A 24,056-nucleotide genomic window follows, 5' to 3' on the forward strand; every position below is an offset into this window, starting at 1 on the left:
GTTGCTCCTGTTGCTCCTGTTGCTCCTGTTGCTCCTGTTGCTCCTGTTGCTCCTGTTGCTCCTGGCGGAATTGGAGTAAGACTAATTAGTTGTGTTAATAGATTGAATAAGAGTTGAAAAGTTGATGGAGCAAAACAAGTCTGTATAGAGAAGAAGAAATCTGCAAGAGCGCTGTAAAATTGTTGTAATAGTACAGACAATTGCCCCAAGTCTGGATTAGGAGATTGTAATTCATTTAAAATACTTTGAACTAACTGTTTTAAATAATCTCCTTCTGTAGTAGGTAGTAATAAATTTAGTAAATCTAAGAGTTGGTTAAACAAGTTGATTAATACCAATTTATTTGCAGCATTTGGAGTAGCAAAAAACGTTGGTATAGCTATTATTAAAGCATTTAGTAAACTAATCAATTCATTTAATTGTGAATTGCTAGGACAAACTACCTTCGGCTCACAACAACCACCTGTAATAATAATTGAATCACAGTGATTATTATCAGAACAATCATTATGTTTCATATTTTTCCTCCTTACTTATTTATTTTCCGAGTACCTTTCTATTCTAAGAGTTATTGAATATATAGTTATATTTTATTAGCTTTGAGTAATAATTTCCTCTTAGAAAAGAAAGCGCTACTAATAATTAAACAATAAAAAACGCTGTTTTAATTATCTTCACGGCTCTCATATTAATTATATGTCCCTAAAAACTTAATGATTAGATTATATACCTAAACTCAGTAACACATTTTAAAATTCCACATGTCCTTTTAAATACAAATCATATTGACTATATTAGTATATAGCCGTGTCTCTAATAGGAAAATTCTCATACAATAAAACATGGGACAAGCTTTATCTTAGCTAGCCCCATAAATTTAAAATAGAGGTGAAATATTACATGCCTATTATTCAACCTTTTATGGCATCCAGAAGATTCACGTCCACTTTAGGTGCCGGTACTGGTACTGGCGCGGCTTTCGCAATTGCTGCTACAGCATGCTTAAACGACTCTGGTACTACTGCAACAGCATTTCCCACTTACACATACTACAATCTTTATGTCAATGGAGTCATTCAACCTAGTGTAAACTCAACTGTCACTACAGGACCTACTGGTGCAATTACCATTCCAGGTGGAGATGCATTAGATCCTGGAATTCCAATTACAGTTGAATTTATCATCACTTAATATCTATTTTTTCAGTCAGACAGATTACTCAAATATGAGAATCTGTCTTTTTTAATGAATAGTAATAAATTGTAAAATAATTGATGAACCTAGTAAAGGCGGTTCAGAATCTACTAAAATCAACTGACCAGCAGTAACTTTGTAAAAAGGCTGTGGCTGAAGAATTCCATTTATAAACAAATTAATATATGAAACGTCATCTGGAGAGAGTATTTGTGTTGTACCATATTCAGGTATCCCATCAGCATTTGTATAAATAAGCTTTTCTCCATCTGAAAAAGTAAAGTATAGTATATTTGACGTTTGTATATTACCAATAGGACCAGTTGCTCCTGTTGTTCCGGTTACACCTGTTGCCCCGGTTGTTCCAGTTACACCTGTTTCTCCGGTTGCTCCAGTTGTTCCGGTTACACCTGTTGCCCCGGTTGTTCCAGTTACACCTGTTTCTCCGGTTGCACCCGTTGTTCCGGTTGTTCCGATTGCTCCAGTTGCCCCGGTTGTTCCGGTTACACCTGTTGCCCCGGTTACACCTGTTTCTCCGGTTGTTCCGGTTATTCCGATTGCTCCGGTTACACCTGTTGCACCCGTTGCACCCGTTGCACCCGTTGCACCCGTTGGAATTCGAATAACTGGAAGTGGTGGAAATGTAGGTCCAATATTTTCAAAAATTGATGTTTCATTATATTTCTTCAATTTACCACCCCCTTTCACTTAATAATTATTAAATGTATATTTCTTTTAAATGTTAAAAAACGCATTTACATTTACAATTCCTGTTAATGAAAGTTATTATATTTCTTATCAAATTAATATAACAACTCCATAACTTACAGGATCAACATTAATCTAAATTTGCAGGAATTTCCCCTCGCTATTCCATTTCAATACGTAAGGTAATCATTTTCCAATCCTATATGCAATACTGCTTTGACACTCAACTGTGTGTCTCTTTTATACGAAAAAAGCTATCTAATTATAGATAGCTTTTTCATAATATATTAAGAAGCAGGATAATAAATTGTCATACTCAATCTTGTTAATGTTTCTCCTAAATTGTAATAAGCATGTGATCGATCCGCCTTAAATCTAATGGAATCACCACTTTTCAAATTATATTTACCCCCATTTACCTCAATTGTTAACTCTCCATCAAACACGGTTATAAATTCTTCCGTCCCTTTTTTATGAGCTTCCGCACTCAAACTTCCATTTTTTTCAATTTCAATCATATATATTTCAAATTGTCTATTTTCTTGGAACGAGAATGAAGGAAATACTCTATACCTCCCGTTATCTTCGGACAATATTTGGATATCATTCCGTAAAACTATAGTCGTATCTGGTTGTGGATCATTTATTAAAGAAGTAAAGGAAACCTTTAGTCCATTAGCGATTTTCCAAATTGTTGTAATCGTAGGACTAGATTCTCCTCTTTCAATTTGCCCAATCATTGTTTTACTCACACCTGTTAATTGTGAAACCTTTTCCAAACTCAGTTTTTCTTTCTGACGAATAGCTTTTAAATTTTTTGCAAGGATAATTTGAATTTCCTCCATAAAAAACACTCCTATACCATATACAATATAACGACCATTATGTATAATAAAAAGCACACGTTATATTGTTCTTTTCGGTCATTATAACACACGAATCAGAGGGGGGTTTTGAAATGCCTATATTTTCTTTTTTATTATTCGTCTTTATTAGTAGTTTCACACCAGGACCTAACAATTTTTTAGCTATGACATATGCCCAGCAATATGGATTAAAAAGAAGCATTACATTTTGCTTAGGCGTGGCATTCGGTTTTTTCATCATCACTTCATTATGTAGTTTCTTTAATATTGTACTTATAAACATACTGCCAACAATTGAATTCCCTTTAAAAATTTTAGGTGTAGCTTATATGTTGTATTTAGCTTTTAAAATACTCACTAGTAAAGGTAATACAGATACAAATGAAAAAAGTAATAAAAACTTATTTTTAGTAGGAATTATGCTTCAATTTGTTAACCCGAAGGGAATTTTATTCGGACTGACTGTAGTATCAACTTTTATTCTCCCTTACTACCATTCATATTCTAGTTACCTTCTCTTCTCATTATTTTTAGGTATAGTCGGTTTAATGAGTACATTTAGTTGGTGTCTATTCGGATCGATGTTTCAAAAACTTTTATTAAAACATAACCGAATATTTAACATTATTATGGCAGTTTTATTAGTGTTTAGCGCCATTTCAATTGTTATTAACTAGTTCTATACTCATTTTAATTCATAAATATTCAGATGAAAATATTTATGAATACAAAAAAAAGCGGTTTCTCTTTCCACGAGAAACCGCATCACATCAATATTTCCGTTAAATTTTAAACTGACTCGTATACAGATCAAAGTAAAACCCTCCATCTTCCATGAGAGTTTCATGATTTCCTCTCTCTAAAATACTTCCATCTTTTATTACAAGTATTTGATCTGCTTTTTCAATTGTTTTGAGTCGGTGAGCAATTACGAAACTTGTTCGCCCTCTCATTAAATTATTTAATCCTGCTTGAATTTGTAATTCTGTTCTCGTATCAATATTAGATGTGGCTTCATCAAGAATTAATATATCTGCATTTGCTAAAATTGCTCGTGCAATCGCAAGAAGTTGTTTTTGTCCCTGACTTAAATTCGATCCTTCCGAAGCAATTTCCGTTTCATATTGATTCGGTAAATGCTTAATAAAAGAATGGGCAGATGCTGCCTTTGCTGCATTAATTACTTCTTCATCACTTGCATCTAATCGTCCATAACGGATATTATCCATAATCGTCCCTGCAAATAAATACGTATCCTGTAAAACAACCCCTATTTTACTCCGTAAAGAATTAATATCATAATCCTTTATATCTTTTTCATCAATGCTAATTTGTCCTTTCGGAATGTCATAAAAGCGAGTTAACAAATTAATAATTGTTGTTTTTCCTGATCCAGTTGGACCGACTAAAGCGATTGTCTCCCCAGGATTTGCCTCAAGACTCACATCTTTTAAAATCATGTTGTCCTGTACATATCCAAACGAAACTTTCTCAAGCGTAACGCGTCCTTGTAAATTTTGTACAAGTACTGCATCTTTTTTATTTTGAATTTCTGGTACTTCATCCATAATTTCAAAGACACGTTCTCCTCCAGCAACTGCGGCTTGAATCGTATTCATTAAAGTTGCAAATTGACTAAGCGGTCTTGAAAATTGACGAGAATAGTTAATAAATGCAGCAATGACACCTACTGTTGTCATTCCGTTTAATACCATAACCGATCCAGTTCCAATTACAAGCCCCATTCCTAAGTTATTAATAAAGTTCATACTTGGAAAAATAAATGATGAAAACGTTTCAGCCTTCGTTGCTGAAATTCTTAACTGTTCGTTAATTTCATTAAAGTTATGTACGGTTTCTTTTTCTTTTCCGTATAACGTAGTTACGTCTGCACCTGTAATAGCTTCCTCAATAAATCCATTTAATTCCCCTAAATCCTTTTGACGCTTCGCAAAGTTTTTACCACTATAAGCAACTAGTTTTTTTGTAACGAAAAACATAATAGGTACTGTAATTAAAGTGACAATTGCTAAAATCCAATCTAATGAAAACATCGCAATTGTTACACCTATAAACGTTAACGCTGATGAAATAATTTGCACAACACTTTGTGTCAAAGCTTGATTTAAGTTATCAATATCATTTGTCACACGGCTCATTAAATCACCTTGCGAACGTACATCAAAGAATCGCAGCGAAAGTGTTTGAATTTTCTCGAAAATATCTTGTCTTATTTTTTGTATAGTCTTTAATGCAACATTAATCATTACAAATGTTTGTAACCAAGTTAGCAATACGGTTATCCCATATATTGCAATGAGCAGCATGCACATTCTCGCTGTCCCGCTTAAATCCTTCGGTACAATGTATTCATCAATGATGACACCCATATAATATGGCCCAAGTAAACCGAGTAATGTCGTGATAAATACAAGAATAATAACGAACATAAGAGATGCTTTTTGATACCCCATGTAGTTCCATACTCGCATTATAGTTCCTTTAGTATTCTTTGCTTCTCCCTTTTTCGGATCGTTACGTCCACCTTTATTTCCAAATTGCCCTTGAAAATTACGCACGCTCTTCCCCTCCTTCTTGCTGCAGGTTACCACCTTGGGAAAGATAAATTTCCTGATACACTTCACAAGTTGCCAATAAAGCCTCATGCGTACCATTTCCAACTAATTCACCGCTATTCAAAACGAGGATTGTATCAGCATCTATAATAGAAGATATTTTTGATGCAATTAAAAATGTCGTTGTGCCACTATATCTCGTCCTTAGCGCTTCCTGTATTATAGCTTCTGACTTCGCATCAACTGCCGATGTAGAATCGTCTAATACAAGAATAGATGGCTTTCTCACTAGGGCTCTTGCAATAGATATACGTTGTTTTTGACCGCCAGATAGATTGGTTGCACCTTGTGTTAAGTTATATTGATAAGAGTCGTCCAGCTTATTGATAAACTCAGTCGCACAAGCGGATGAAGATGCTAATTCCAATTCATCATAAGTTGCATCTTCTTTTCCATAACGTAAATTCTCTTCTATACTGCCTGAAAAAAGAAGTGCCTTTTGTGGAACGAAGCCAATGGAAGCACGAAGTTTTTGCAAATCGTATGCTTTCACATTAACATCATCTATACATATTTCACCTTGATCAACATCGTAAAGTCGTGGCAATAGTTTCGCCAATGTAGATTTACCACTTCCGGTAGATCCAATAATTCCTATTTTTTCACCTTTACGTACGGTAAATGAAATATCTTTTAAAACATATTCATTATTTTTCGTATAACTATAGCTAACATTTTTAAACTCTACATTACCATCCACTTGTTTAGGTTCATATACGTCGCCTACAGTTGTAATATCAACTTCAGTATGTAGGACTTGTTGTACACGATCAGCTGATGGAAAAGCACGGGAAATTTGAATAAATACCATACTAATAGACATAAGTGACATTAAAATGATATTTAAATAGTTAATAAAAGCTAAAATGGCCCCTACTTGGAGTGTACCGTTAAAAACTTTCTCGCCACCAATCCATAAAGTTGCTACAATCCCGCTATTTACAACTAGCATAATAATTGGCATCATCAATGAAATAATTTGTATAGCACGAATATTTATTTCAGTTAAACTTGTATTAACTTTCTCAAACTGTGAGATTTCATATTTTTGTCTTACATATGCTTTTATAACACGTACACCAGATAAATTTTCTTGTAGCTTTGTATTTACTTTATCTAATGCTTCTTGTACTCGTTTAAATGAACCGCTCGCTTGACCTGCAATCAATACAATTGCAACTAATAAAACAGGTACCACAACAAGTAAAATTGGAAATAGGTCTCTCGCTGTTACAAAGACTATAATGATACTTCCAATAAATAATAACGGTCCACGGACAAGTACGCGTAACGTCATCGTCATTGCTGATTGAATAGATGTAATATCATTTGTCACGATTGTTAATAATTTACCTGTTCCAAATGAATCACGATTTTTGCTAGAAAATGTTTCTATTTTCGCAAACACATCTTTTCGTATGTCTGTAGCGAAATTAACAGCAGCTTTTGTAGAATACATCATACAACCAAGTCCTCCAACTAAACCGATCGCTGCTGCCCCTATCATAAGAAGCCCCATTTTTATTACATAATTCAAATCCCGGTTTGCAATTCCAACATCAATAATATGTTGCATTATTGTCGGTTGAATTAAGTCCATCGCAACCTCAAGTACCATAAATAGCGGTCCAATAATAGCGAAGAACATGTATGGTTTTAAATACTGTAACAACTTGCGAAATGATTTCATACATAATCTCCTTTTTTCATGAAATTACCATTGAATAATTCATATTCCTCCTTATTTAAGCGATATAGTCTGTAATTTCTTCATTAATCCTATTATATTATGCAAATTAATATTTAACATTATTAAATGATAAGCATTTATGACTTTCCGGTCAATAAATGTGCTTTATCTTATGGAAATACAAAACCCACATTCTTAATGGAAAGAATGCGGGTTTTTTTATATTTGTTCAATTGTAAAATTCAATCGCGAATCATTATTTTTAGATGAGTTTCACGTGTGAAAATTTATTTTAATAGGATTATTACCTTTATTCTCTATCAAAAGCATCTATATAAATATTTAAAACTCCGTTAAAACTGGGAATTTATATCCTTTAAAATCTAATTCTTTATTACTTCGAACCATCAAATACTTACTAGACTGTAATTCTTTATATTGTACATCATCAATCCCTAATTGATCTGGGCAAAAATAAAATTCAATCTCTGTAAATGATTCAGGGATTCCCTCACATAATTCATCTAAAATCGGAAGTACTGGAGCAAATACTCCATATAACTTTAGCTTTTCATTTTCTACTTCATAAACGATCATCGCATCTAGTTTCTTAGAATAATATAGTTTCTCATTCCATTTTAAGTCATACATTTTCAAATAAAACGAAGATCGATAATTTATTGTCGAAAACATATTAGAAAGCCTTTGACTATTTTCTATGATTTCATTTATTAAATTTCTATCCTCTTCATTATAAAAATCTAACTTTCTAAGTATAGAATCTTTATTATTCTTATTATCATACAGTATAGTCATCAGATATTCCTGCACAATTTGAAATCCAAATGATTTATATAGTTCAGGGGTTTCAGTAAACAAGAAAGCACATTCAAATTGCTTATCAATTTCTTCTATCATCTTATTAAGCAATTGTGTCATTAGCCCTTGTCTACGAAAATCAGGAAGTGTCATTATTGATTGAATACCCGCTGCATTTATTTTTTTACCATTAAGTAGTAACGGAAGTGAAAATGCCGCAACATTTGCAATCGCATTATCATCTTGTATAAATGATAAAGCTTTATATGTATAATCCCAATATCCTTTCTCTGAAAAATCATGTAATGTTTGACTTGTAATCCCAAACACTTCTTCAAATAAAGGAAATAACTGCTCTCTTTTCGGTTCTTCCAATAGAATATTTGCAATTTTTTCAACATTACCCATATTGTACCTCCATATGTCGATTCCATTAAATTAGATAAGCTTATAAGATCTACCCAAAAATAATAGTCCTTATAATTCAATATAGTATCATAAAACATAAAAAAATCATCCAATTAATTTTATGTTTTGACTATTTAAATCAAAGTCGGATAAACTAATATTAAGATTGTTGAATATTAATAAGTTTATTATATAAAAATAGTGCTTTCTAACTAGTTTTTACTAATAGAAATGCACCATTTATAAAAATATTATTCACTTATTATTTTGTTCCTTCAAGTCGCTCCTTCGTACTTATTTCTTCACCCCTAATACGCTTTTCAAACGTCTTTCTCCAACTAGTAGACAGTGCATTTACTTCTAAAATCCTTTTTAATCCTTCAGAGTTTTGTTTTTCTTTATGCATTATGCGATTCGCAAACGAAATTGACACACCTTTTGGATCAGGCCTCAACAATTTCAAAGTATCTACCGGTAATATCCACCCTTCTTTTAATACTCGAAAATAAAAACCTGTGTATCCTGTATCTTGAAAATATAATGGTAGCTTTGGAATATTATATTTCTTCGCTAATTTAAAACAAGGTTGTCTTGGCTGCGTTACTTGTACAATCGCTTCTCCGAGTTGAAACGTGTCACCAATACAAACATCTTCTTCACGCATTCCGCTTACTGTTATATTTTCACCGAAAGCCCCATATACAAGTTCCTGATTCAACTCTTTTTCCCAGTAAGGATAGTGGTCACCAGTATAAACACAAACCGCTTTATCTACCCCTCCATGATGACCTAAATCCGCCTGTCCATCTCCATTAAACTTTAAAAATGATAAAAAAACAGGTTCCTTTACTTGCTTTTTATTTATCCCTGTTTGAATTAACTTCCCACCATACATAACCTCTTTTGGCAATCCTATATTTAAAGATAGGATTTCATATACTTTAGTCATTCAAATCCCTCCTCTTACTTGCGGCACAACTTTTCAAAAGACTCATTTATTATTTCAAACCCTCTATCTATTTCTTCGTTTGAGATAACTAGAGGTGGTAAAAAGCGTAGTACATTATCAAATATCCCCGCTCCAATACTTATAAGCCCATTCTTCCAAAAATCTTCAATTAGCTTCACTGTTAGTTCTTTTGCAGGTTCTTTCGTTATGCGATTCGTTACAAGTTCCATTGCAACCATCGCACCGATTCCACGAACATCACCTATCACTTCGTACTTTAATTGCATTTGATGTAGATGTGACATTATTCTATTTCCAATTTGCTGAGCCCTTTCAACTAGATTTTCTTCTTCCATTATTTCAAATACAGCAAGACCGGCTGCACATGATAACGGACTCCCGGCAAAAGTTCCACCAATTTGTCCTCTCCCAGGAATGTCCATCAACTCCGCACGACCGACAATAGCACTTAATGGTAAACCGCCAGCAATTGATTTTGACAAAGTCATTATGTCAGGTTCTATATGAAAATGTTCCGTTGCAAACCATTTCCCTGTTCGGCCAAATCCAGTTTGCACTTCATCCATTATCATTAAAATACCGCATTGATTACAAATTTCTCGTAATCGTTTTACAAATGAAATGGAAGGAACAATAAACCCACCCTCTCCTTGTACTGGTTCCATTACGATTGCTGCTACTTTTTCAGGTGATACTTCTTCTAAAAACTTTTCAAACTGATAGATAACTTGAGAATCCACTTCTTCAGGAGAAACCCCTTCTTCAGCTCTGTAATAGTACGGATACGGCAATATATGCATGTCTGAAACGAACGGACCAAATCCTGCTTTATATGGAGTTTCTTTGGTCGATAGAGACATTGTCATTAATGTTCTCCCATGAAATCCTCGTTCAAACGAAATTATTTTACTCCTCCCTGTTACTTTACGTGCGATCTTTACAGCATTTTCAATCGCTTCCGCACCACTATTGGCAAACATCGTTTTTTTCTTACTTGTACCTGTCACTTTCTCATTAATTTTCTCCGCTAAAGTAATATAATTTTCATATGGAGTTACATGAAAACAAGGATGAATAAATGATTCTGCTTGTTTTTGTACCGCTCTTACAACTTTCGGATGACAATGGCCAACATTTTGCATACCAATTCCACCAGCAAAATCAATAAACTGATTTCCATCTACATCTGTTATTATCGCTCCCCTTGCTTCTTTTACATATAAAGGCGTTAAATGATATATTCCTGTCGGTACAGCCTCCTCATACCTTTTTTGAAGCACTTGTGAATAACTGCCCGGTAATACGCTAGATTTCAACAATTCTTCTTCACCTCATCTAATTTTTTAATCAATCCATTTCTGATAAAATGATTATAAATCCCACAAAACCATTGTTCAATTCAATTATTTATATAATAATGATAGGTATATCCTATGATTAAACTTGAGGTGATTTCAATCGAATTACGACAATTAGAATACTTTTTAGCTGTTTCGAAAGAATTACATTTCACAAGAGCAGCCGAGAAATTAAATATTTCACAACCTTCACTAAGCCAACAAATACGTGCATTAGAACATGAAGTAGGAATGCCACTTTTTGATCGAATTGGTAAAAAAATATCTTTAACTGAAGCAGGAAAAGTTTTATTATCGCACAGTAAAACAATCTTTCACGAAGTCGAACAAGCCCGTTCTGCCATTCAAGATTTAAACGGATTACAACATGGATCCTTAACAATCGGCTCATTGTTAACCGTCGTAAATTATTTACTACCACCAGCCATTTTAAATTTCAATAATTTATATCCGAATATTGAACTTTCTGTATTAGGTCTTCGTACAGGGGAAATTCGTGAAAAATTATTACAAAATGAATTAGATATTGGCATTACATTTCTTCCAGTGCAAGATAAAGAGATTGTTTCTATCCCACTATATAAAAGTGAACTTACATTAGTCGTGCCAACCGGTCATGCTTTAACTGAACATGATCGTGTATCTATTGCAGAATTACAGAACTATCCTTTAATTCTTTTACCTAAAAATTTCTTTTTAACTGAACTAATTACATCCCATTGTCAAAACTTTAACTTTAAACCAAAACCAATTTTAGAAATTAGTACAATGGAATCTTTAATTCAAATGGTCTCAAAAGATATGGGAATTACAGTGTTACCAAAACCGTATATAAACTTTTTGCAAAGTGAGCACATACAAGCTATTAAAATTGAAAACCCCACTCCAACAATAGATATAGGACTTATTTATAGAAAAGATAAATATATGTGCGCTTCTACCCGGGAATTTATTGAGCAACTAAAAATAACAGTACATTCTCTACAAAAAAAAGCATAAAAAGAGATTATCCTATGAAGCCGCTGCACAACGACCTAATAGAATAATCTCTTTTCATTATGAAATAAAACCGATACGTATAAACTCATATAATTTTAGTGTACCTTTTTTGAGATTGGAATATATTTCGTAAAATACGCCCCCACTAGCAACAATACGATTGAGACTAGCCAAGTAAAAATACCGCCAAAATGAAGCCAATATGCAAACAAATTTAAGATTGCAATTAAAAAGCAACAAATCGAAGTTACTAAACTTTTCAATCCTTTTATCCCTGATTTTTTTCTTTTTTGATAAGTTATATACATCGAAGCGACTAGAAAAAAGATAAGAACAATTGGTAACATAACTTGTAGCAATGGCACCGCCTCCTATATATTTGAACTCCCCTTTGTATTACCATATTATTGCTTTTTAATCTTTAGGAGTCATTTCATTTTTCTCTTCTCTCCAAAAGTCAGCATAAGTTTTATTTTTAAAGTTCACATTCACCTCAGAAAACGGAAGGTTTTCTCCAACTTTCAATGAATGCCACTCGTTGAAAAGTGGAGATCCGAAACAAATATTCATTGTACGATCATGTAAATCAAATAATACAGAATGCAAAGTCCCAAACCACTCTTCATAATTATGTACTGTCAACCCTATAGGATATTCACATTCTACTAGTTCTTTTAAAGATTCCATGTTCACCTGTTCATTTCGGTTTAAATGTTCATGTAAAATATGATATCTCTTAGTAGATTGTTCTAGTCTTCTATTATTTAATTTTTGAATGGATGAACTAATCGCATGATTAGTTGATACGATAAAAACGCGACTGTCATCTTCCATTGTTGTTATTGATTTATGCCCGTCAAATATTTCAATGTGCGCTGCTTTGAAAGGATCAGCTACAATAATATTAATATTACTTGCAATTGGCAGTTCTTTTATTAATGATATAGCTTCCTGGACATTTTTACATTTCTCCAATAATACTCGAATTACTGCAAAACACTGCAAACCATTTACCATCGGCTTTCTTAAACCTTCAATGTTCCCTACAGGTTGACCACACGCCGAAAATGTAACAGATAGCCCATGCACGTTAACTCCTTCTGTTCGGCCAAAATATTGAGTAGAAAAGCCACTATGTGCATACGCACCTTCAACATGCGTCGAGCAAAAACGCATATCATCTATTTTTGGTGACAAATCATAATTTCTTAATACATATGTATGCTCTGAATCCGTTTTTTTAGGTAATACTGCACAATGACTACAACCTGCTTTTAATAGTGTCTGATAATAATACATCATATTCCTTGAAGGAATTTTCAATACTTCGCAAAAGCCTTCAATTTCTTCATTAATTCCTGGACAATATTGTTTTAGTACATTTCTAGATTTTTTCCAATGGTTGTGTGATATTGAATTTTCTCGCTGTATAAATTGTGAAATGAGATACGGATGTTTCTTTACGAATTCCCCTTGTTGCTTACCAATTTCATAATGATTTCCTTTTAGTGACGAAAAATACCCCTTTACTTGATACACCTTAAATTCCCCCTCACATTGAATATATCCATATCATACCAAAAGTCTTTTGTTCATTCTTGATGTTTTCCGCTATTTTCCACACACATTAACAATCCTTTTTTCTTTTCAATCAGGTCAGTTAATAACTATTTGATATCTACTCAAAACATTGTTAACTATCATAAATCTAGATGGATATCACCAGTTTTACAATCGTTTCTTACATTATTAGAGAGAATAGAAAAGTAAGCGAGTAATAACAAAAATGAGTAACTGCTCTAAAAAGCAATTACTCATTTTTGTTAAAACATTTGTGTTCATAACAGTAAATGTGTTTCAAAATCAATATGTACCTTATTTATTAGTTTGTCCCCCACCTGCAATTAATGTACTACCTGAATATGTACCTTTTTGCATAAACACTTGATTAATTAATTCTTTTTGTTCCGTTTGTGACATTACTCCTTTTCCTTCTCCTAAATTCCCACTTTGTAACTTCCAAATCTTGTTGTGATCAGCATCAGCCTTCTCATACTTTCCTTGTTTCCATCGTTCTAAAATATCTACATATGTATTTTTTTGCACAAGATCATTGCTATTTACAATTTCAATTAAACTTTCAATACGCTCTTGTGTAATAAAGATATATCCCCATTTTTGATCCGCTTTCGCTTTTTGATGTGCCATTTCATGTAATGCAGTCTGTATTTTCTCATCAGTCCATTTAAAATTTTTATTAAAACCACTATTCGGTAATGAATAGTTACCATTCTCTAAAAGCTTTGCATCTTCAGCCTTTACATTACTATCAGCTAACACTTCCACTGCTGGAGCGGCTGTTGATGTCTTTTTCGCAGTTGGTTTACTATGATTCAAATAATACAATATTCCATACGTTAAACCTACTCCAATTACTACCATCCCCGCGATGATCCCTAATACTTTAAATAGTGTTTTCATCTTGCATGTTTCCTCCCCGGTATCTCAGTTCTTACTTCTTAAATTTCCTTTCAAAAGAGAACATCCTAACTTATAAGATATAATTCCATCTCCTATCTTATTATATATATATATTTCCTTATATTGTATTTCTTTTTTTGTTAAATTTAAAGATTATTCTGTTAAATGATAAAAATTCTTCTCTACATTCAATTTTCCCTTGTACTTATAATGCTAAAAAATAAAAAACAACGAGTGCCATATATGACACTCATTGTTTTTTATTACGCACGATTCTCTTTTAACCACTTCGTAATAGCATCTAGTCTTGAAACATCAAAACGTCTTTCTTCGTCCACTTTCAAGTCCTTTAAACTATTCACAATTTCCAATTCATTGTTTCTTATACTTTGCGCTTCGATTAATTTGCAGTAGCCTTCTGTAAGGCTATTTAAATTTTCATAATAACGCTGGAACGGTTTAGCTATATGTAAATGTTTTTCAAAGTTTCTTCTTTTTTTCGTCTCATCAGATTCTTTCCGTTTTCTAAGCTCTTCATCATTCGTATATAAATAAAAATATTGATCTGGAAAACCAATTTCCTCATTTATCATCTTTTCTTTATAAAAGCTTTCTATTAAAGATAACGGCTGATTAAATATATCAAAATGGAAACACCAATTATAGCTAAGCGGCTGATAAATATCACCATCAAGTATTACTATTTCATATTGCTGTGATTTCTGCACTGCCATATTCCAGCGCTCCACTTGTTTTTCAAAATACCATGTTCTATGTTCATTTCTAGGTCTTTCAAATAAAAAGTTAACTTCAGGAATAATAACTGCACCGTAATTTTTTTCTAATTCTCGACATGTTGTACTCTTACCAACCGCGCTCGCTCCCTCAAACGCTATAATCCCCATATTTTCTCCCTCTTTCATTAGCTAATATCTCGTTGTTTCGACTTTCGCCCCCACAACTGTCTCCATAAAACGATTGAAGCAATTGAAAGCATTATTGTTGTAATAATACTACCTTCAATTCCGAATGTACCTCCGTGAAGCACTTCTGATCCATTTGTTACAGGCTTATATAGTGGCGTTGAATATATCGTCATACCACTAACTGCAAAACCGTAGATGTTATATTGCGCCCAATTCCAAATAGAATGCCACGCGCATATCCCCCAAAGACTACTGTCTTTTAATACGTAAAACGCTGCAAATACACCAACTAATATTATATTTGATATTGAAAGAATTGTAATACCTGGATTAAGTAAATGAAGAAAACCAAATAAAAATGACGTCACGGTAATCCCAATCCACATACGACTTCTAACAGAAAGAACTGGAAATAACCAACCTCGTACAACAATTTCTTCCGTTGCGCCTTGTATTAAAAAGGCGACTAAAGATCCCACAATACCAAATATGGTGGTTAGCGTAATATGTTGCATTTGGAGTTTTACATTCCCTGTTAATATGAGTACAATTACTGGTATTGAGATGAAGACAAATCCTATAAACGCACCTCTCAAATATCTTCTCATCCATTGATTTCTCCAAAAACCAATGGATGAGAATGACCTTTTCTCTACAAACCTAATCCATAAAAATACAAAAAATATAGCCCCGCCAAATGTTAATATCATCTCAATATTACTATAAATCGCTTTTATAAATGTTGTTTCTGCTCTCGGTAAAAACAGCATAAATAATATGAAAAATTCACCTAAAGTTAAAAATACAACTGCAAGTATAACAGCGAAAATAGGATGAACTTTTCTTCTTCCTTCTTTTGCTGCTTCAATTATTTTAAATTGTTTATTTTGCAATATTCTATCCCCCTCCTAATTATTGTACTCATCAGTATTCTTAAAATATATATAGCCTTTCCTTTAAACTTATTTTTTAATATAAATGATCTTGGTTTAGAATAAATCCAGATTTGGAATAATATACAAATAAAAGAGATGTCTTTGTGCCTTTTACCAATTTCTCCTCATATTACTTATTGGTATTACCAGCACTTGCTATTTCCCACCATTTGTTGTAAGATAGTAATTAAGGTCAATTTAACATTATATTTTCTTTGCATATTATCAAGTATCAATCAGGAACATCTTTGACTCCTTATGGGTTTTTGATAATATGTGAACTTTTATTTTAAATCAAATAAGGCCGATCATATTGTAATCTTTTTAAATTTTAGGAGGCATTACCATGACATTAACAGGTAAAGTAAAATGGTTTAACGGCGAAAAAGGTTTCGGTTTCATCGAAGTTGCAGACGGTAGCGACGTATTCGTTCACTTCTCAGCTATCACTGGCGACGGCTTCAAGTCTCTTGACGAAGGTCAAGAAGTTAGCTTCGAAGTTGAAGACGGTAACCGCGGACCTCAAGCTAAAAACGTTGTAAAGCTATAATTCAAACAATAAAAAGGTTGTTACCAGCTCGGTTAACAACCTTTTTAATATATAACTAAAATTTTTTACATAAAAGGAGTGGTTACATGTATCGCAATCGAAAGAACGATGTAGCAGAAGTACCACCAGAACAAACCCCTGTTTGGGAATGTGAATCAGAGGATTGTTTAGGATGGATGAGAAAGAACTTTTCATTTGAAGAAGAGCCTAAATGCCCTTTATGTAAAAGTAGCATGAAAAGCGGAGAACGTTTATTACCTAAAATAGGTTGATTTTTACAAGCCCCTCTTATTTTATTAAGATGGGCTTTTTAATAATGCCCATCCTCTACATCTGTTCGTACAACAGAATACATTAACGCATCGTGTTGTTTATTCCCTTGATGAATGTATCCACGTAACAGCCCTTCCTTTTGAAAGCCTATTTTCGATAACATATTACAAGAAGTTATATTTTCAGGATATGTAATTGCTCCAATTCTAAATAAACCTAAATCTCGAAATCCATAAGTAATAATTTCCCTGACTGCCTCTGAAGCATAGCCATTACCCCAATAACGAGGATGTAAGTCATATCCAATCTCTGAGCGTTTACTCCAAAGTTGCAAATTATTTAGTCCAATTGTTCCTACTAACACATTGGTTTCTTTCAATACAATTCCCCAACGTATTGCCTTTTTCTCATAGTAATTTTTCGAAAAAGATTCAATCATACGTGAAGCTTGTCCAAACTCAGTAAAAGAATTCATACCGTAATAACACGTTACCTCATCCAATGAGAATATTTCATATATTTTTTGACAATAAGATTGTTCTATTTCAACTAAGCGCAAGCGTTCCGTTTCTAATATAGGAAATGCCATAACCATAGGATCACTCCTTTCTCTCTACTAATTTATTATAGCAGAAAAAATATTTATAATTAGGAAAGTCCTCAATGTTCCACAAATCAAACATTTCTAGCGACGCTTTTCCTCTATATTCTATACGAACTAATGGTATACCTTCTTGCTTTTTGATTACCATTTGGGGCTCATACTATAATTATTATAAATCGAAGTTGTATTATTAAGAACTGTAAAGAGGTTGTTTTTATGACAAACTATAATTATTATACATATGTTCTCATGAACACCGTTATCTTTTCACCTTATTTCCTTTGATTCATACATTCATGTTAAAATATAGAAAATGGAAAATTCCTTTTCTTTTGGAGGTGCGTAAACTTTATGTATATTTTCATTGGCTTATCCCTCTTGCTCATTTTACTCATTTTTTTATTCGCAAAAAAATTCACACCAAACTCATTTATGATGACTAGTTTTAAAGGAAATAGCTTTAAGACATTTTCACTTGGTATATTAATCGCTGCCACACTCTCTCTTTCATACGGAATGTATCACGCAACAACATATCAACCTAGATATTTAGATATTAAATTACAAAATCAAAATTTTACTGTTTTCGGCAATGTTGGTGAGTTTGGTTATTTCTCAGAAGAATTGCTAAAGAAAGATGCAGAAGTTGAACTGTATTTTGTCTCTTGGGAAACAATACAATTAAATAATCCAGAAATAATAGTAGATTACCCTTCAGGCAAACAGGAAACATGGAAGCCTAATATAACAATAATACCTACAAATAAATTACAAGAAGAACATAATATAAAAGAACTTTATCAACTCTCCCCTTATTCATTTAAAGAATCTGGAAAAATAAAATTAACAATTACAGAAAATAACGCCGCACATCAAAAGGTTTCTATTCAAGTGAAATAAGTATAAATAAAATGTCCCTTCCATTATGCTGGAGGGACATTTTATTTATATGTATTTATTTTGACTGTTCATTCAATGTCGCAATTATTTCATTGGCAGTATTCTTTCCGTTTCCAATACAAGCACCAATTCCTACACCGTAATATGAAGCTCCAGCTAAGTATACATTAGGATGCAGAGCGGCCAATTTTTCTTGTAATGATTGAACAGCTTGATTATGTTCTAAATGATATTTCGGCATTAAATCTTTCCACTTTGTAACTTCAATTACTTCCGGTTCACCTTTAATTCCGAGGCTCTTTTCAATATCATATAAAGCAACTCGTACTAATTCTTCTTCACTATAACTTTTGATCGTTTCATATACTGGATTAGTGCTCTTATAAAACATTCTTACTAATAGCTTTTGTTTACCAGATGTATGTTTCCACTTCCTGCTTGTCCATGTGCAAGCATCACAATGTAAATCACTGTTTTCCGTTACGATAAAACCTGTGCCGTCAGCCGGTAGTTGTTCATCTAGTATGTCAAAACCTAAGTAAATACTTATAAGCGATGAATTTTTAAATTTATTAAAATGCTCATTTAACTCATTAGACTGTAATAAAGTTTGTGCGATATCATGTGGCGCTGCTAAAACGACATAATCAGCTTGTATTGTCTCATGATTTGCAAAAGAAATATCATATCGATCCCCTTTTTTACTTATCGCTGTTGTTACAGCCCCTTTTTTAATGACCGTCTCATTAAGTAGCTCTTCTAAGCGATCAATAATTGTAGATAGTCCACTTTTAAATGATACAAATTTTTTATTTCCTGCTGACTGAAATTGTTTTTTATTCTCTTCAAAACCTTTAATAATACTTCCGTATTTATTTTTATACTCAAGTAAATATGGTAACGTAGATGCCATTGTAAGCTCATTCAATTTACCGGAATATACACCTGAAAGCACTGGTGCAATTTGTCTTTCCACTAACTCTTTCCCTAAAAAGCTTTCTAAAAATACGGCAAGTGATGTATCCTTTGTAAACTCCTTATTTTTCGTAATAAAATCTTTTAAAGCAACGATTTTTCCTTTTGTTGATACTAGCGTACTGCTAAATAATGATTCAACACTCATAGGAATCCCAAATATAGTGTCAGAAGGAATTGGATGTAATATGTTATCAGAGTATATGTAAGAAATACCTGTTTCGTTATATACCATTTCATTTTCTAAATTTAAATCTTTTACAAGCGGCAAAACATGTTCATTACGAGCTACGATAGAATCTGCTCCAGATTCCATAATAAAATCATTTTCTTCCACACTGTGGATTTTACCACCTAAATACTCTTCTTTCTCAATAAGGACTAAATTTAAGTCTATATTATAATCCTTCTTTAATTTTTCTAAGTAAAACATAGTAGTAAGTCCAGTAATACCTCCACCAATGACAACGACTGTTTTCATATTTGCTGCGCTCCTAACCGATACTATTAATAAATCCTATTATATTATACCCAAAATTCCTCATATTCGACTAGCAGCTTGCGCATTCTGTAAGAAATTAGACAATATATATGAATGTATTTCTAAATTACCAAATAAAAAAGAACTATAACATTTACACATCACGTCATAGTTCTCTCTATTTTAAAAACATAAACCAATTTATTAATTTGTCTATTTCTTGGCTAAGCACTATTACTTTTTCATGTTGAAGTCCATAATTTGAGACTAAATACAATAACTCTTCTTTTTTCAATTCAATTACTTTTTCTAACTTTACTAATTCCATGTCGTCTTTATACGCTCCAATTTTAAAATGTATGTATTTTAGTATAGCCTACTTACATAATAAGTAAAAGTCTCGCACTTATGTAAAATCTTACATATTCGAAAAAATAATATACTACTAACAAAAAAAGAGACTTATACTAAGTCCCTTTTTACAGTTTATTTTAATTCTCTACCATATTTGTTATGTAATACTTTCTTACAATTATCCCATTTAGGAATAGTATCATGTTCCCAATTCATATATTCTAATTCACTAGCTATCTTCCTTGCAATTTTCATTGCCTCTAAATGATTACCCTTGTTACGGTACGCTTTCATATACTCCTTATTCTCCCAAACCGTTAACGTCCAATATGTATGCCATCCTTCTTTTGCAAAGGAAGAATGTATTAAGCCATTTGCTTTGTTTGCCTGTAATGCAGCTCTCGTCGTATATATAAAAAAGAATGGTAACATCCTTTTCCCTTTTAGACGCATTCTAGTAACAGAAATAAACATATTCTACATCCCCTCACGCAAAATATTATAAGTTATTACACAAGACTTTCTTATTTTTATTAAAACGTTACTGAAGCTTATTAATATGTGCCTTTTACTCTAACTTTAAAGTTAGAATCTATTAATCATTAATAATATAGCGGAATTTCTCTAATGTAATATCTTTATATTCTGGGACTCTTTTTAAGTAATCAAAATAGCTATATGAAAATTTAAATATATGTCCAAAATCCCAATTTAATTCACTATAGTCTTTAAGCCAAAATGCGTTTTCTATCGGAAGTGTATCAACTTGTTTTGCTTGTATGAGAGGTAGACGATCTACTGGAGAATTTTCAATATTAATTGCGCATTTGAAGTTAAATTACGACTTTCTCTAAGTACATAAACTAGCTTTACTAGTGGTTTTACTTCTCGTTGAAATAATTCTATATGTCCTAAGTCATATAATATATTAATTGCATGCGAAAAAGTAAGCATATGACCAATTAAATCGTGATGGGATTCCGCCCTATATATAATATTAAATTTAGATAACTCATTTAAAATAAACTTAGATAATTGCTTTGGGTTTTTAATTTCACTTTGAACCTCATCATTATTTATACTTAATTGTTTTACTTCTTTAGTTGTAAAACCAATCCAAGATCTACCGGGAATTGTTTTTTGAAACGATAATATAAGGTTTGCTATATTATTAATATCTTGCTCACTCCCCCAATGACCTAACTCCTTAATGGCTAGTAAACTTAAAGAAGCGTAAATTACATTATGACCAACCCAATGGAGTTCATCAATCGTTTGTTCCAAAGGTTTGATTATCATTTCTTCAGCACTTTGATAATCGACACCTTGTTTATTATCAATTGTTTCGCCTAACCTTTGCTTATGGAGCATCATTTTCACTTGAGAATAAATGTTACAGGTAGTTTTTTCATCAATGTTATTATTTTTCGTAAAAAAATAACTAGCAATTGCAGCTGCCTATCAAGCTGATTATAAAATTGCTCTTTACTTTTAATAAACTAAAAAAAAGCATGGCGTCATTTTGCCATACTTTTTTCAAAACAAATCGATATTTCCGTTCAATTTATACCCCTATTTATTATGTACAATCAAGCCAGTCGGTCTAAAACGACTCATCATAATTTCATCAACAAACTTCCCATGCGCCTTCAAATTCCCTACCTTTACACCCTCTACTACAAATCCAAACTTTTCATATAATGCCTGCGCTCCAGGGTTTGTTTCTAGCACACCAAGTTCTACTCGTTCTAACATTAGCCAATTATCGGCAAGATCGAGCATTTTTGTAAGTAACGCTTTTCCAATTCCTTTATTATGATATTCACTATCTACTCCGATAAATAAATCACCCGAGTGAGATCTACGTCCTGGACTTTGAGTTAAACCGACAAATCCAACAACTTCCCCATCATACTCTGCAACAAATTCAAATTGATTCGGTGCTAAATTCCGAATTCTATTCTCCATCGCATCTACACGCATACTAGGTAAGAAAACCATATAAGGTAAAACATCATCTTGAATACATATACGATGAATTGCTCTAGCATCTTGTATTTCTACTGCTCTAACGTTAATCTCCATCTTTCTCCCCTCCATTCAAATATCATATTCTAATATTCAACAACAAAATCCTTCCTGTCCTTATTTCTTTGTGTTATTTTTATATAATTATTCCGATATAATATTCATTTTTTGAACCTCATCTCTTATATTCGTTCAAAATAAAAAAATCACTTAGCATATGCTAAGTGATTTTTTGTTTAATTTTTTACCCGATTGTACAACTCAAGCAGTTCTTCTACTGGAATACCGTTTATTTTCATACCAGCTATATTACAATTTTCTATTTCAATATTTTTCAGATTACTACTACGTATTGTAGTACTTTCCAAATCACATCTATCAAATGAAATAGGATCTTTATCCTCTCCAAGACTTGTATCTTTAAATTGAACTCCACTTAAAGTCACAAAATTAAATTTACTGCCAGAAATATTTAAATCTGCATATGAGGAATTTCTAAAATTAATATTTCTAAAGGTTGATTGACTTACATTACAATTACTCATATTTATATTCATTACATTACTACTAACATATGAACTATTTTTTAAATTCACTTGATAATACTCTGTATTTGCCAAATTACAGTTTTCGTATTGACCATTTTTCATATCTTTATTTTCAGCTAAGTTCTCTTCATTTGAATCTGCCTTTTTTCTTTTCACATAACAATACTCATCTTCAGATTTAAAAATAATTTCATAGCCCATTTTTTTATAAAAATGATGATTATTTATTTGTCTACTAGATGTTTCAAGGTTCCAAATCTTTATGTTTTGAAACTTTTCTTCTATTAAATTAATAACCTGTGATCCAATCCCCTTACCTTGATAAACAGAATCTACAAAAATACGATCAATTCTACAGTAGGACTTACCAGAGATCGTAACTATAATTCCCCCGATTATTTCTTTATCCATTTTCACTTTGAAAGAATCCAGTTCCTCAATCGAATATTTCATCATTTCAACTGAAGAATATCCTGGTGGTTGAATGTTATAATCTATTACATCACCTTGGCCGCATAGCCAATGTTTTGCTTCCTCATCAAATGTTTTTGTCATTATTTCTGTTAACTTTTCAGCATCTAAAATTGTAGCTTTTTCAATAGATATTATCGTCATTTTATTTTCCCCTTAATTGTTACAAATCAATAACTAATGTGCACAAAAAAGTTATTAATTCACTTTTGTTTTTAATACTTTTCCCATTATCACATAAGGAACATCATCTTTACTTGGATGAAATGGTTCCAATACATTTACCCAATCTAATTTTCCATATAAAGAACGCGCTTTTTCATTGTTTATTTGCGTGGTTAAAACACTCGTTCTATTTGGAATCCCTTCTAATAATTCATTATGTAATTTCGTGCCAATACCCTCATTTCGATATTCCGGGTGAACTGCTAACTCTACAAATTCAAAAGAATCTTCTAACCATTGGTCTACTTGTCCCAAATTTAATGATTTTCTCATTAATTGATTATAGTACTGTCCTTCCAAAGAACGATAACCATAAGTAAAACCAATAACTTCATTTTCATCATTTATTACTACTGCTCCTTTAAAATCTGTATATCCCATATGTCTTGTAATTCGTTCTACCATTTCATCAAAATTTCTTTTATCCAATACTTTACAATATAGTTTTGCCATATTAATAATTATGGCTTCATCTTTTCGAATGGGTAATATTCTCATTTCATCACTCCTATTTTTGGTGAATATATTTACCAGCACTTATAAATAATTATAAAATAAAGAATATTGAAACGGAATATTTTTCTTCTTATTCATTTACTAAATACAATAAATCTGCACAATAAAAAGCTCTGGAGCATATTCATAAAAAATTCATGC

Annotated in this window: 26 protein-coding genes and 1 pseudogene; 6 read left to right on the forward strand and 21 right to left on the reverse strand. The window is 32.3% G+C overall.

From position 1 onward, the window contains the following. A partial coding sequence (locus FT637_RS15380; RefSeq protein ID WP_193647035.1) for a collagen-like repeat preface domain-containing protein occupies positions 1–518 on the reverse strand: 518 nt, incomplete at its 3' end. A 382-nt stretch (positions 519–900) separates the two neighbouring features. Here FT637_RS15380 and FT637_RS15385 point away from each other — a divergent pair. Continuing rightward, positions 901–1,191: a DUF4183 domain-containing protein gene (locus FT637_RS15385; RefSeq protein ID WP_002109919.1), complete on the forward strand. Its 291-nt coding sequence runs from the start codon at positions 901–903 to the stop codon at positions 1,189–1,191. A gap of 51 nt (positions 1,192–1,242) precedes the next feature. On the opposite strand, the gene FT637_RS15390 is transcribed toward FT637_RS15385, so the two are convergent. Next, on the reverse strand, positions 1,243–1,884 hold the full coding sequence (locus FT637_RS15390; RefSeq protein ID WP_193647036.1) for a DUF4183 domain-containing protein: 642 nt from the start codon (positions 1,882–1,884) through the stop codon (positions 1,243–1,245). A 305-nt stretch (positions 1,885–2,189) separates the two neighbouring features. Continuing rightward, a complete protein-coding gene (locus FT637_RS15395; RefSeq protein WP_193647037.1) occupies positions 2,190–2,747 on the reverse strand; it encodes a helix-turn-helix domain-containing protein in 558 nt (185 codons plus the stop codon). Positions 2,748–2,860: 113 nt separating this feature from the next. On the opposite strand from FT637_RS15395, the gene FT637_RS15400 reads away from it, so the two are divergent. Continuing rightward, on the forward strand, positions 2,861–3,445 hold the full coding sequence (locus tag FT637_RS15400) for a LysE family translocator (RefSeq protein ID WP_193647038.1): 585 nt from the start codon (positions 2,861–2,863) through the stop codon (positions 3,443–3,445). Between the two features lie 105 nt (positions 3,446–3,550). On the opposite strand, the gene FT637_RS15405 is transcribed toward FT637_RS15400, so the two are convergent. The 5 genes from FT637_RS15405 to gabT form a co-directional block, all read right to left on the reverse strand. Further along, on the reverse strand, positions 3,551–5,347 hold the full coding sequence (locus FT637_RS15405) for an ABC transporter ATP-binding protein (protein ID WP_193647039.1): 1,797 nt from the start codon (positions 5,345–5,347) through the stop codon (positions 3,551–3,553). Then, the gene (locus FT637_RS15410) at positions 5,340–7,094 is read right to left on the reverse strand and encodes an ABC transporter ATP-binding protein (protein ID WP_193647040.1); all 1,755 of its coding nucleotides are present in this window, start codon (positions 7,092–7,094) and stop codon (positions 5,340–5,342) included. Before FT637_RS15410 ends, FT637_RS15405 begins: the two co-directional genes overlap by 8 nt. Before the next feature lie 342 nt (positions 7,095–7,436). Next, positions 7,437–8,321 (reverse strand): GNAT family N-acetyltransferase, encoded by an 885-nt coding sequence (locus FT637_RS15415; RefSeq protein WP_193647041.1) that lies wholly within the window; start codon positions 8,319–8,321, stop codon positions 7,437–7,439. A 262-nt stretch (positions 8,322–8,583) separates the two neighbouring features. Then, positions 8,584–9,270 (reverse strand): MOSC domain-containing protein, encoded by a 687-nt coding sequence (locus tag FT637_RS15420; RefSeq protein ID WP_193647042.1) that lies wholly within the window; start codon positions 9,268–9,270, stop codon positions 8,584–8,586. Positions 9,271–9,284: 14 nt separating this feature from the next. Next, a complete protein-coding gene (gabT, locus tag FT637_RS15425; RefSeq protein WP_193647043.1) occupies positions 9,285–10,610 on the reverse strand; it encodes a 4-aminobutyrate--2-oxoglutarate transaminase in 1,326 nt (441 codons plus the stop codon). 129 nt (positions 10,611–10,739) lie between these two features. On the opposite strand from gabT, the gene FT637_RS15430 reads away from it, so the two are divergent. Continuing rightward, on the forward strand, positions 10,740–11,648 hold the full coding sequence (locus tag FT637_RS15430) for a LysR family transcriptional regulator (protein WP_193647259.1): 909 nt from the start codon (positions 10,740–10,742) through the stop codon (positions 11,646–11,648). Positions 11,649–11,743: 95 nt separating this feature from the next. Here FT637_RS15430 and FT637_RS15435 read toward each other — a convergent pair whose 3' ends face one another. The 5 genes from FT637_RS15435 to FT637_RS15455 form a co-directional block, all read right to left on the reverse strand. Next, entirely contained in the window at positions 11,744–12,007 is a 264-nt protein-coding gene (locus FT637_RS15435; RefSeq protein WP_193647044.1) for a hypothetical protein, read from the reverse strand. 55 nt (positions 12,008–12,062) lie between these two features. Further along, positions 12,063–13,187: a C45 family autoproteolytic acyltransferase/hydolase gene (locus tag FT637_RS15440; protein ID WP_193647045.1), complete on the reverse strand. Its 1,125-nt coding sequence runs from the start codon at positions 13,185–13,187 to the stop codon at positions 12,063–12,065. A gap of 336 nt (positions 13,188–13,523) precedes the next feature. Then, positions 13,524–14,129 carry a PRK06770 family protein gene (locus tag FT637_RS15445; RefSeq protein ID WP_193647046.1) on the reverse strand — a complete coding sequence of 202 codons (606 nt, stop codon included), beginning with the start codon at positions 14,127–14,129 and terminating at the stop codon, positions 13,524–13,526. 263 nt (positions 14,130–14,392) lie between these two features. Further along, positions 14,393–15,052: an AAA family ATPase gene (locus FT637_RS15450; RefSeq protein WP_193647047.1), complete on the reverse strand. Its 660-nt coding sequence runs from the start codon at positions 15,050–15,052 to the stop codon at positions 14,393–14,395. After that, complete coding sequence (locus FT637_RS15455; RefSeq protein WP_193647048.1) at positions 15,052–15,948, reverse strand: CPBP family intramembrane glutamic endopeptidase; 897 nt, start codon at positions 15,946–15,948, stop codon at positions 15,052–15,054. The genes FT637_RS15450 and FT637_RS15455 overlap by 1 nt, the downstream gene beginning before the upstream one ends. 388 nt (positions 15,949–16,336) lie before the next feature. Between FT637_RS15455 and cspD the strand changes: the two genes are divergently transcribed. After that, on the forward strand, positions 16,337–16,540 hold the full coding sequence (cspD, locus tag FT637_RS15460; protein WP_193647049.1) for a cold-shock protein CspD: 204 nt from the start codon (positions 16,337–16,339) through the stop codon (positions 16,538–16,540). Between the two features lie 86 nt (positions 16,541–16,626). Continuing rightward, a complete protein-coding gene (locus FT637_RS15465) occupies positions 16,627–16,812 on the forward strand; it encodes a cold-shock protein (RefSeq protein ID WP_000286202.1) in 186 nt (61 codons plus the stop codon). A gap of 38 nt (positions 16,813–16,850) precedes the next feature. On the opposite strand, the gene FT637_RS15470 is transcribed toward FT637_RS15465, so the two are convergent. After that, positions 16,851–17,402: a GNAT family N-acetyltransferase gene (locus tag FT637_RS15470; protein ID WP_193647260.1), complete on the reverse strand. Its 552-nt coding sequence runs from the start codon at positions 17,400–17,402 to the stop codon at positions 16,851–16,853. 366 nt (positions 17,403–17,768) lie between these two features. Here FT637_RS15470 and FT637_RS15475 point away from each other — a divergent pair, with 366 nt between their 5' ends. Beyond that, positions 17,769–18,317, forward strand: coding sequence for a hypothetical protein (locus FT637_RS15475; protein ID WP_193647050.1), 549 nt, complete (start codon positions 17,769–17,771; stop codon positions 18,315–18,317). Positions 18,318–18,372: 55 nt separating this feature from the next. Here FT637_RS15475 and FT637_RS15480 read toward each other — a convergent pair whose 3' ends face one another. The 7 genes and pseudogenes from FT637_RS15480 to FT637_RS15510 all read right to left on the reverse strand — a co-directional run bounded on the left by FT637_RS15480 (position 18,373) and on the right by FT637_RS15510 (position 23,897). Next, positions 18,373–19,773, reverse strand: coding sequence for a protoporphyrinogen oxidase (locus FT637_RS15480; RefSeq protein WP_193647051.1), 1,401 nt, complete (start codon positions 19,771–19,773; stop codon positions 18,373–18,375). 178 nt (positions 19,774–19,951) lie between these two features. Then, the gene (locus FT637_RS15485; RefSeq protein WP_193647052.1) at positions 19,952–20,101 is read right to left on the reverse strand and encodes a Spo0E family sporulation regulatory protein-aspartic acid phosphatase; all 150 of its coding nucleotides are present in this window, start codon (positions 20,099–20,101) and stop codon (positions 19,952–19,954) included. 158 nt (positions 20,102–20,259) lie between these two features. Next, complete coding sequence (locus FT637_RS15490; protein ID WP_193647053.1) at positions 20,260–20,601, reverse strand: hypothetical protein; 342 nt, start codon at positions 20,599–20,601, stop codon at positions 20,260–20,262. Between the two features lie 121 nt (positions 20,602–20,722). Then, positions 20,723–21,585: pseudogene (locus FT637_RS15495) on the reverse strand (hypothetical protein); the annotation flags it as partial. A 114-nt stretch (positions 21,586–21,699) separates the two neighbouring features. Further along, the gene (locus FT637_RS15500) at positions 21,700–22,212 is read right to left on the reverse strand and encodes a GNAT family N-acetyltransferase (RefSeq protein WP_193647054.1); all 513 of its coding nucleotides are present in this window, start codon (positions 22,210–22,212) and stop codon (positions 21,700–21,702) included. A 179-nt stretch (positions 22,213–22,391) separates the two neighbouring features. Continuing rightward, a complete protein-coding gene (locus FT637_RS15505) occupies positions 22,392–23,318 on the reverse strand; it encodes a GNAT family N-acetyltransferase (RefSeq protein ID WP_193647055.1) in 927 nt (308 codons plus the stop codon). A 54-nt stretch (positions 23,319–23,372) separates the two neighbouring features. Further along, positions 23,373–23,897 carry a GNAT family N-acetyltransferase gene (locus FT637_RS15510; RefSeq protein ID WP_193647056.1) on the reverse strand — a complete coding sequence of 175 codons (525 nt, stop codon included), beginning with the start codon at positions 23,895–23,897 and terminating at the stop codon, positions 23,373–23,375. Positions 23,898–24,056: the final 159 nt, after the last annotated feature.

This window comes from Bacillus cereus (assembly GCF_015071065.1).
In the GTDB taxonomy this organism is placed as follows: Bacteria; Bacillota; Bacilli; order Bacillales; family Bacillaceae_G; genus Bacillus_A; species Bacillus_A cereus_BA.

Coding starts and splice junctions, on each gene's coding strand:
- FT637_RS15385 (WP_002109919.1), top strand. CDS start 901: ATGCCTATTATTCAACCTTTTATGGCATCCAGAAGATTCACGTCCACT.
- FT637_RS15395 (WP_193647037.1), bottom strand. CDS start 2,747: ATGGAGGAAATTCAAATTATCCTTGCAAAAAATTTAAAAGCTATTCGT.
- FT637_RS15400 (WP_193647038.1), top strand. CDS start 2,861: ATGCCTATATTTTCTTTTTTATTATTCGTCTTTATTAGTAGTTTCACA.
- FT637_RS15410 (WP_193647040.1), bottom strand. CDS start 7,094: ATGAAATCATTTCGCAAGTTGTTACAGTATTTAAAACCATACATGTTC.
- FT637_RS15415 (WP_193647041.1), bottom strand. CDS start 8,321: ATGGGTAATGTTGAAAAAATTGCAAATATTCTATTGGAAGAACCGAAA.
- FT637_RS15420 (WP_193647042.1), bottom strand. CDS start 9,270: ATGACTAAAGTATATGAAATCCTATCTTTAAATATAGGATTGCCAAAA.
- FT637_RS15445 (WP_193647046.1), bottom strand. CDS start 14,129: ATGAAAACACTATTTAAAGTATTAGGGATCATCGCGGGGATGGTAGTA.
- FT637_RS15450 (WP_193647047.1), bottom strand. CDS start 15,052: ATGAAAGAGGGAGAAAATATGGGGATTATAGCGTTTGAGGGAGCGAGC.
- cspD (WP_193647049.1), top strand. CDS start 16,337: ATGACATTAACAGGTAAAGTAAAATGGTTTAACGGCGAAAAAGGTTTC.
- FT637_RS15465 (WP_000286202.1), top strand. CDS start 16,627: ATGTATCGCAATCGAAAGAACGATGTAGCAGAAGTACCACCAGAACAA.
- FT637_RS15470 (WP_193647260.1), bottom strand. CDS start 17,402: ATGGCATTTCCTATATTAGAAACGGAACGCTTGCGCTTAGTTGAAATA.
- FT637_RS15475 (WP_193647050.1), top strand. CDS start 17,769: ATGTATATTTTCATTGGCTTATCCCTCTTGCTCATTTTACTCATTTTT.
- FT637_RS15480 (WP_193647051.1), bottom strand. CDS start 19,773: ATGAAAACAGTCGTTGTCATTGGTGGAGGTATTACTGGACTTACTACT.
- FT637_RS15485 (WP_193647052.1), bottom strand. CDS start 20,101: ATGGAATTAGTAAAGTTAGAAAAAGTAATTGAATTGAAAAAAGAAGAG.
- FT637_RS15490 (WP_193647053.1), bottom strand. CDS start 20,601: ATGTTTATTTCTGTTACTAGAATGCGTCTAAAAGGGAAAAGGATGTTA.
- FT637_RS15500 (WP_193647054.1), bottom strand. CDS start 22,212: ATGGAGATTAACGTTAGAGCAGTAGAAATACAAGATGCTAGAGCAATT.
- FT637_RS15505 (WP_193647055.1), bottom strand. CDS start 23,318: ATGACGATAATATCTATTGAAAAAGCTACAATTTTAGATGCTGAAAAG.
- FT637_RS15510 (WP_193647056.1), bottom strand. CDS start 23,897: ATGAGAATATTACCCATTCGAAAAGATGAAGCCATAATTATTAATATG.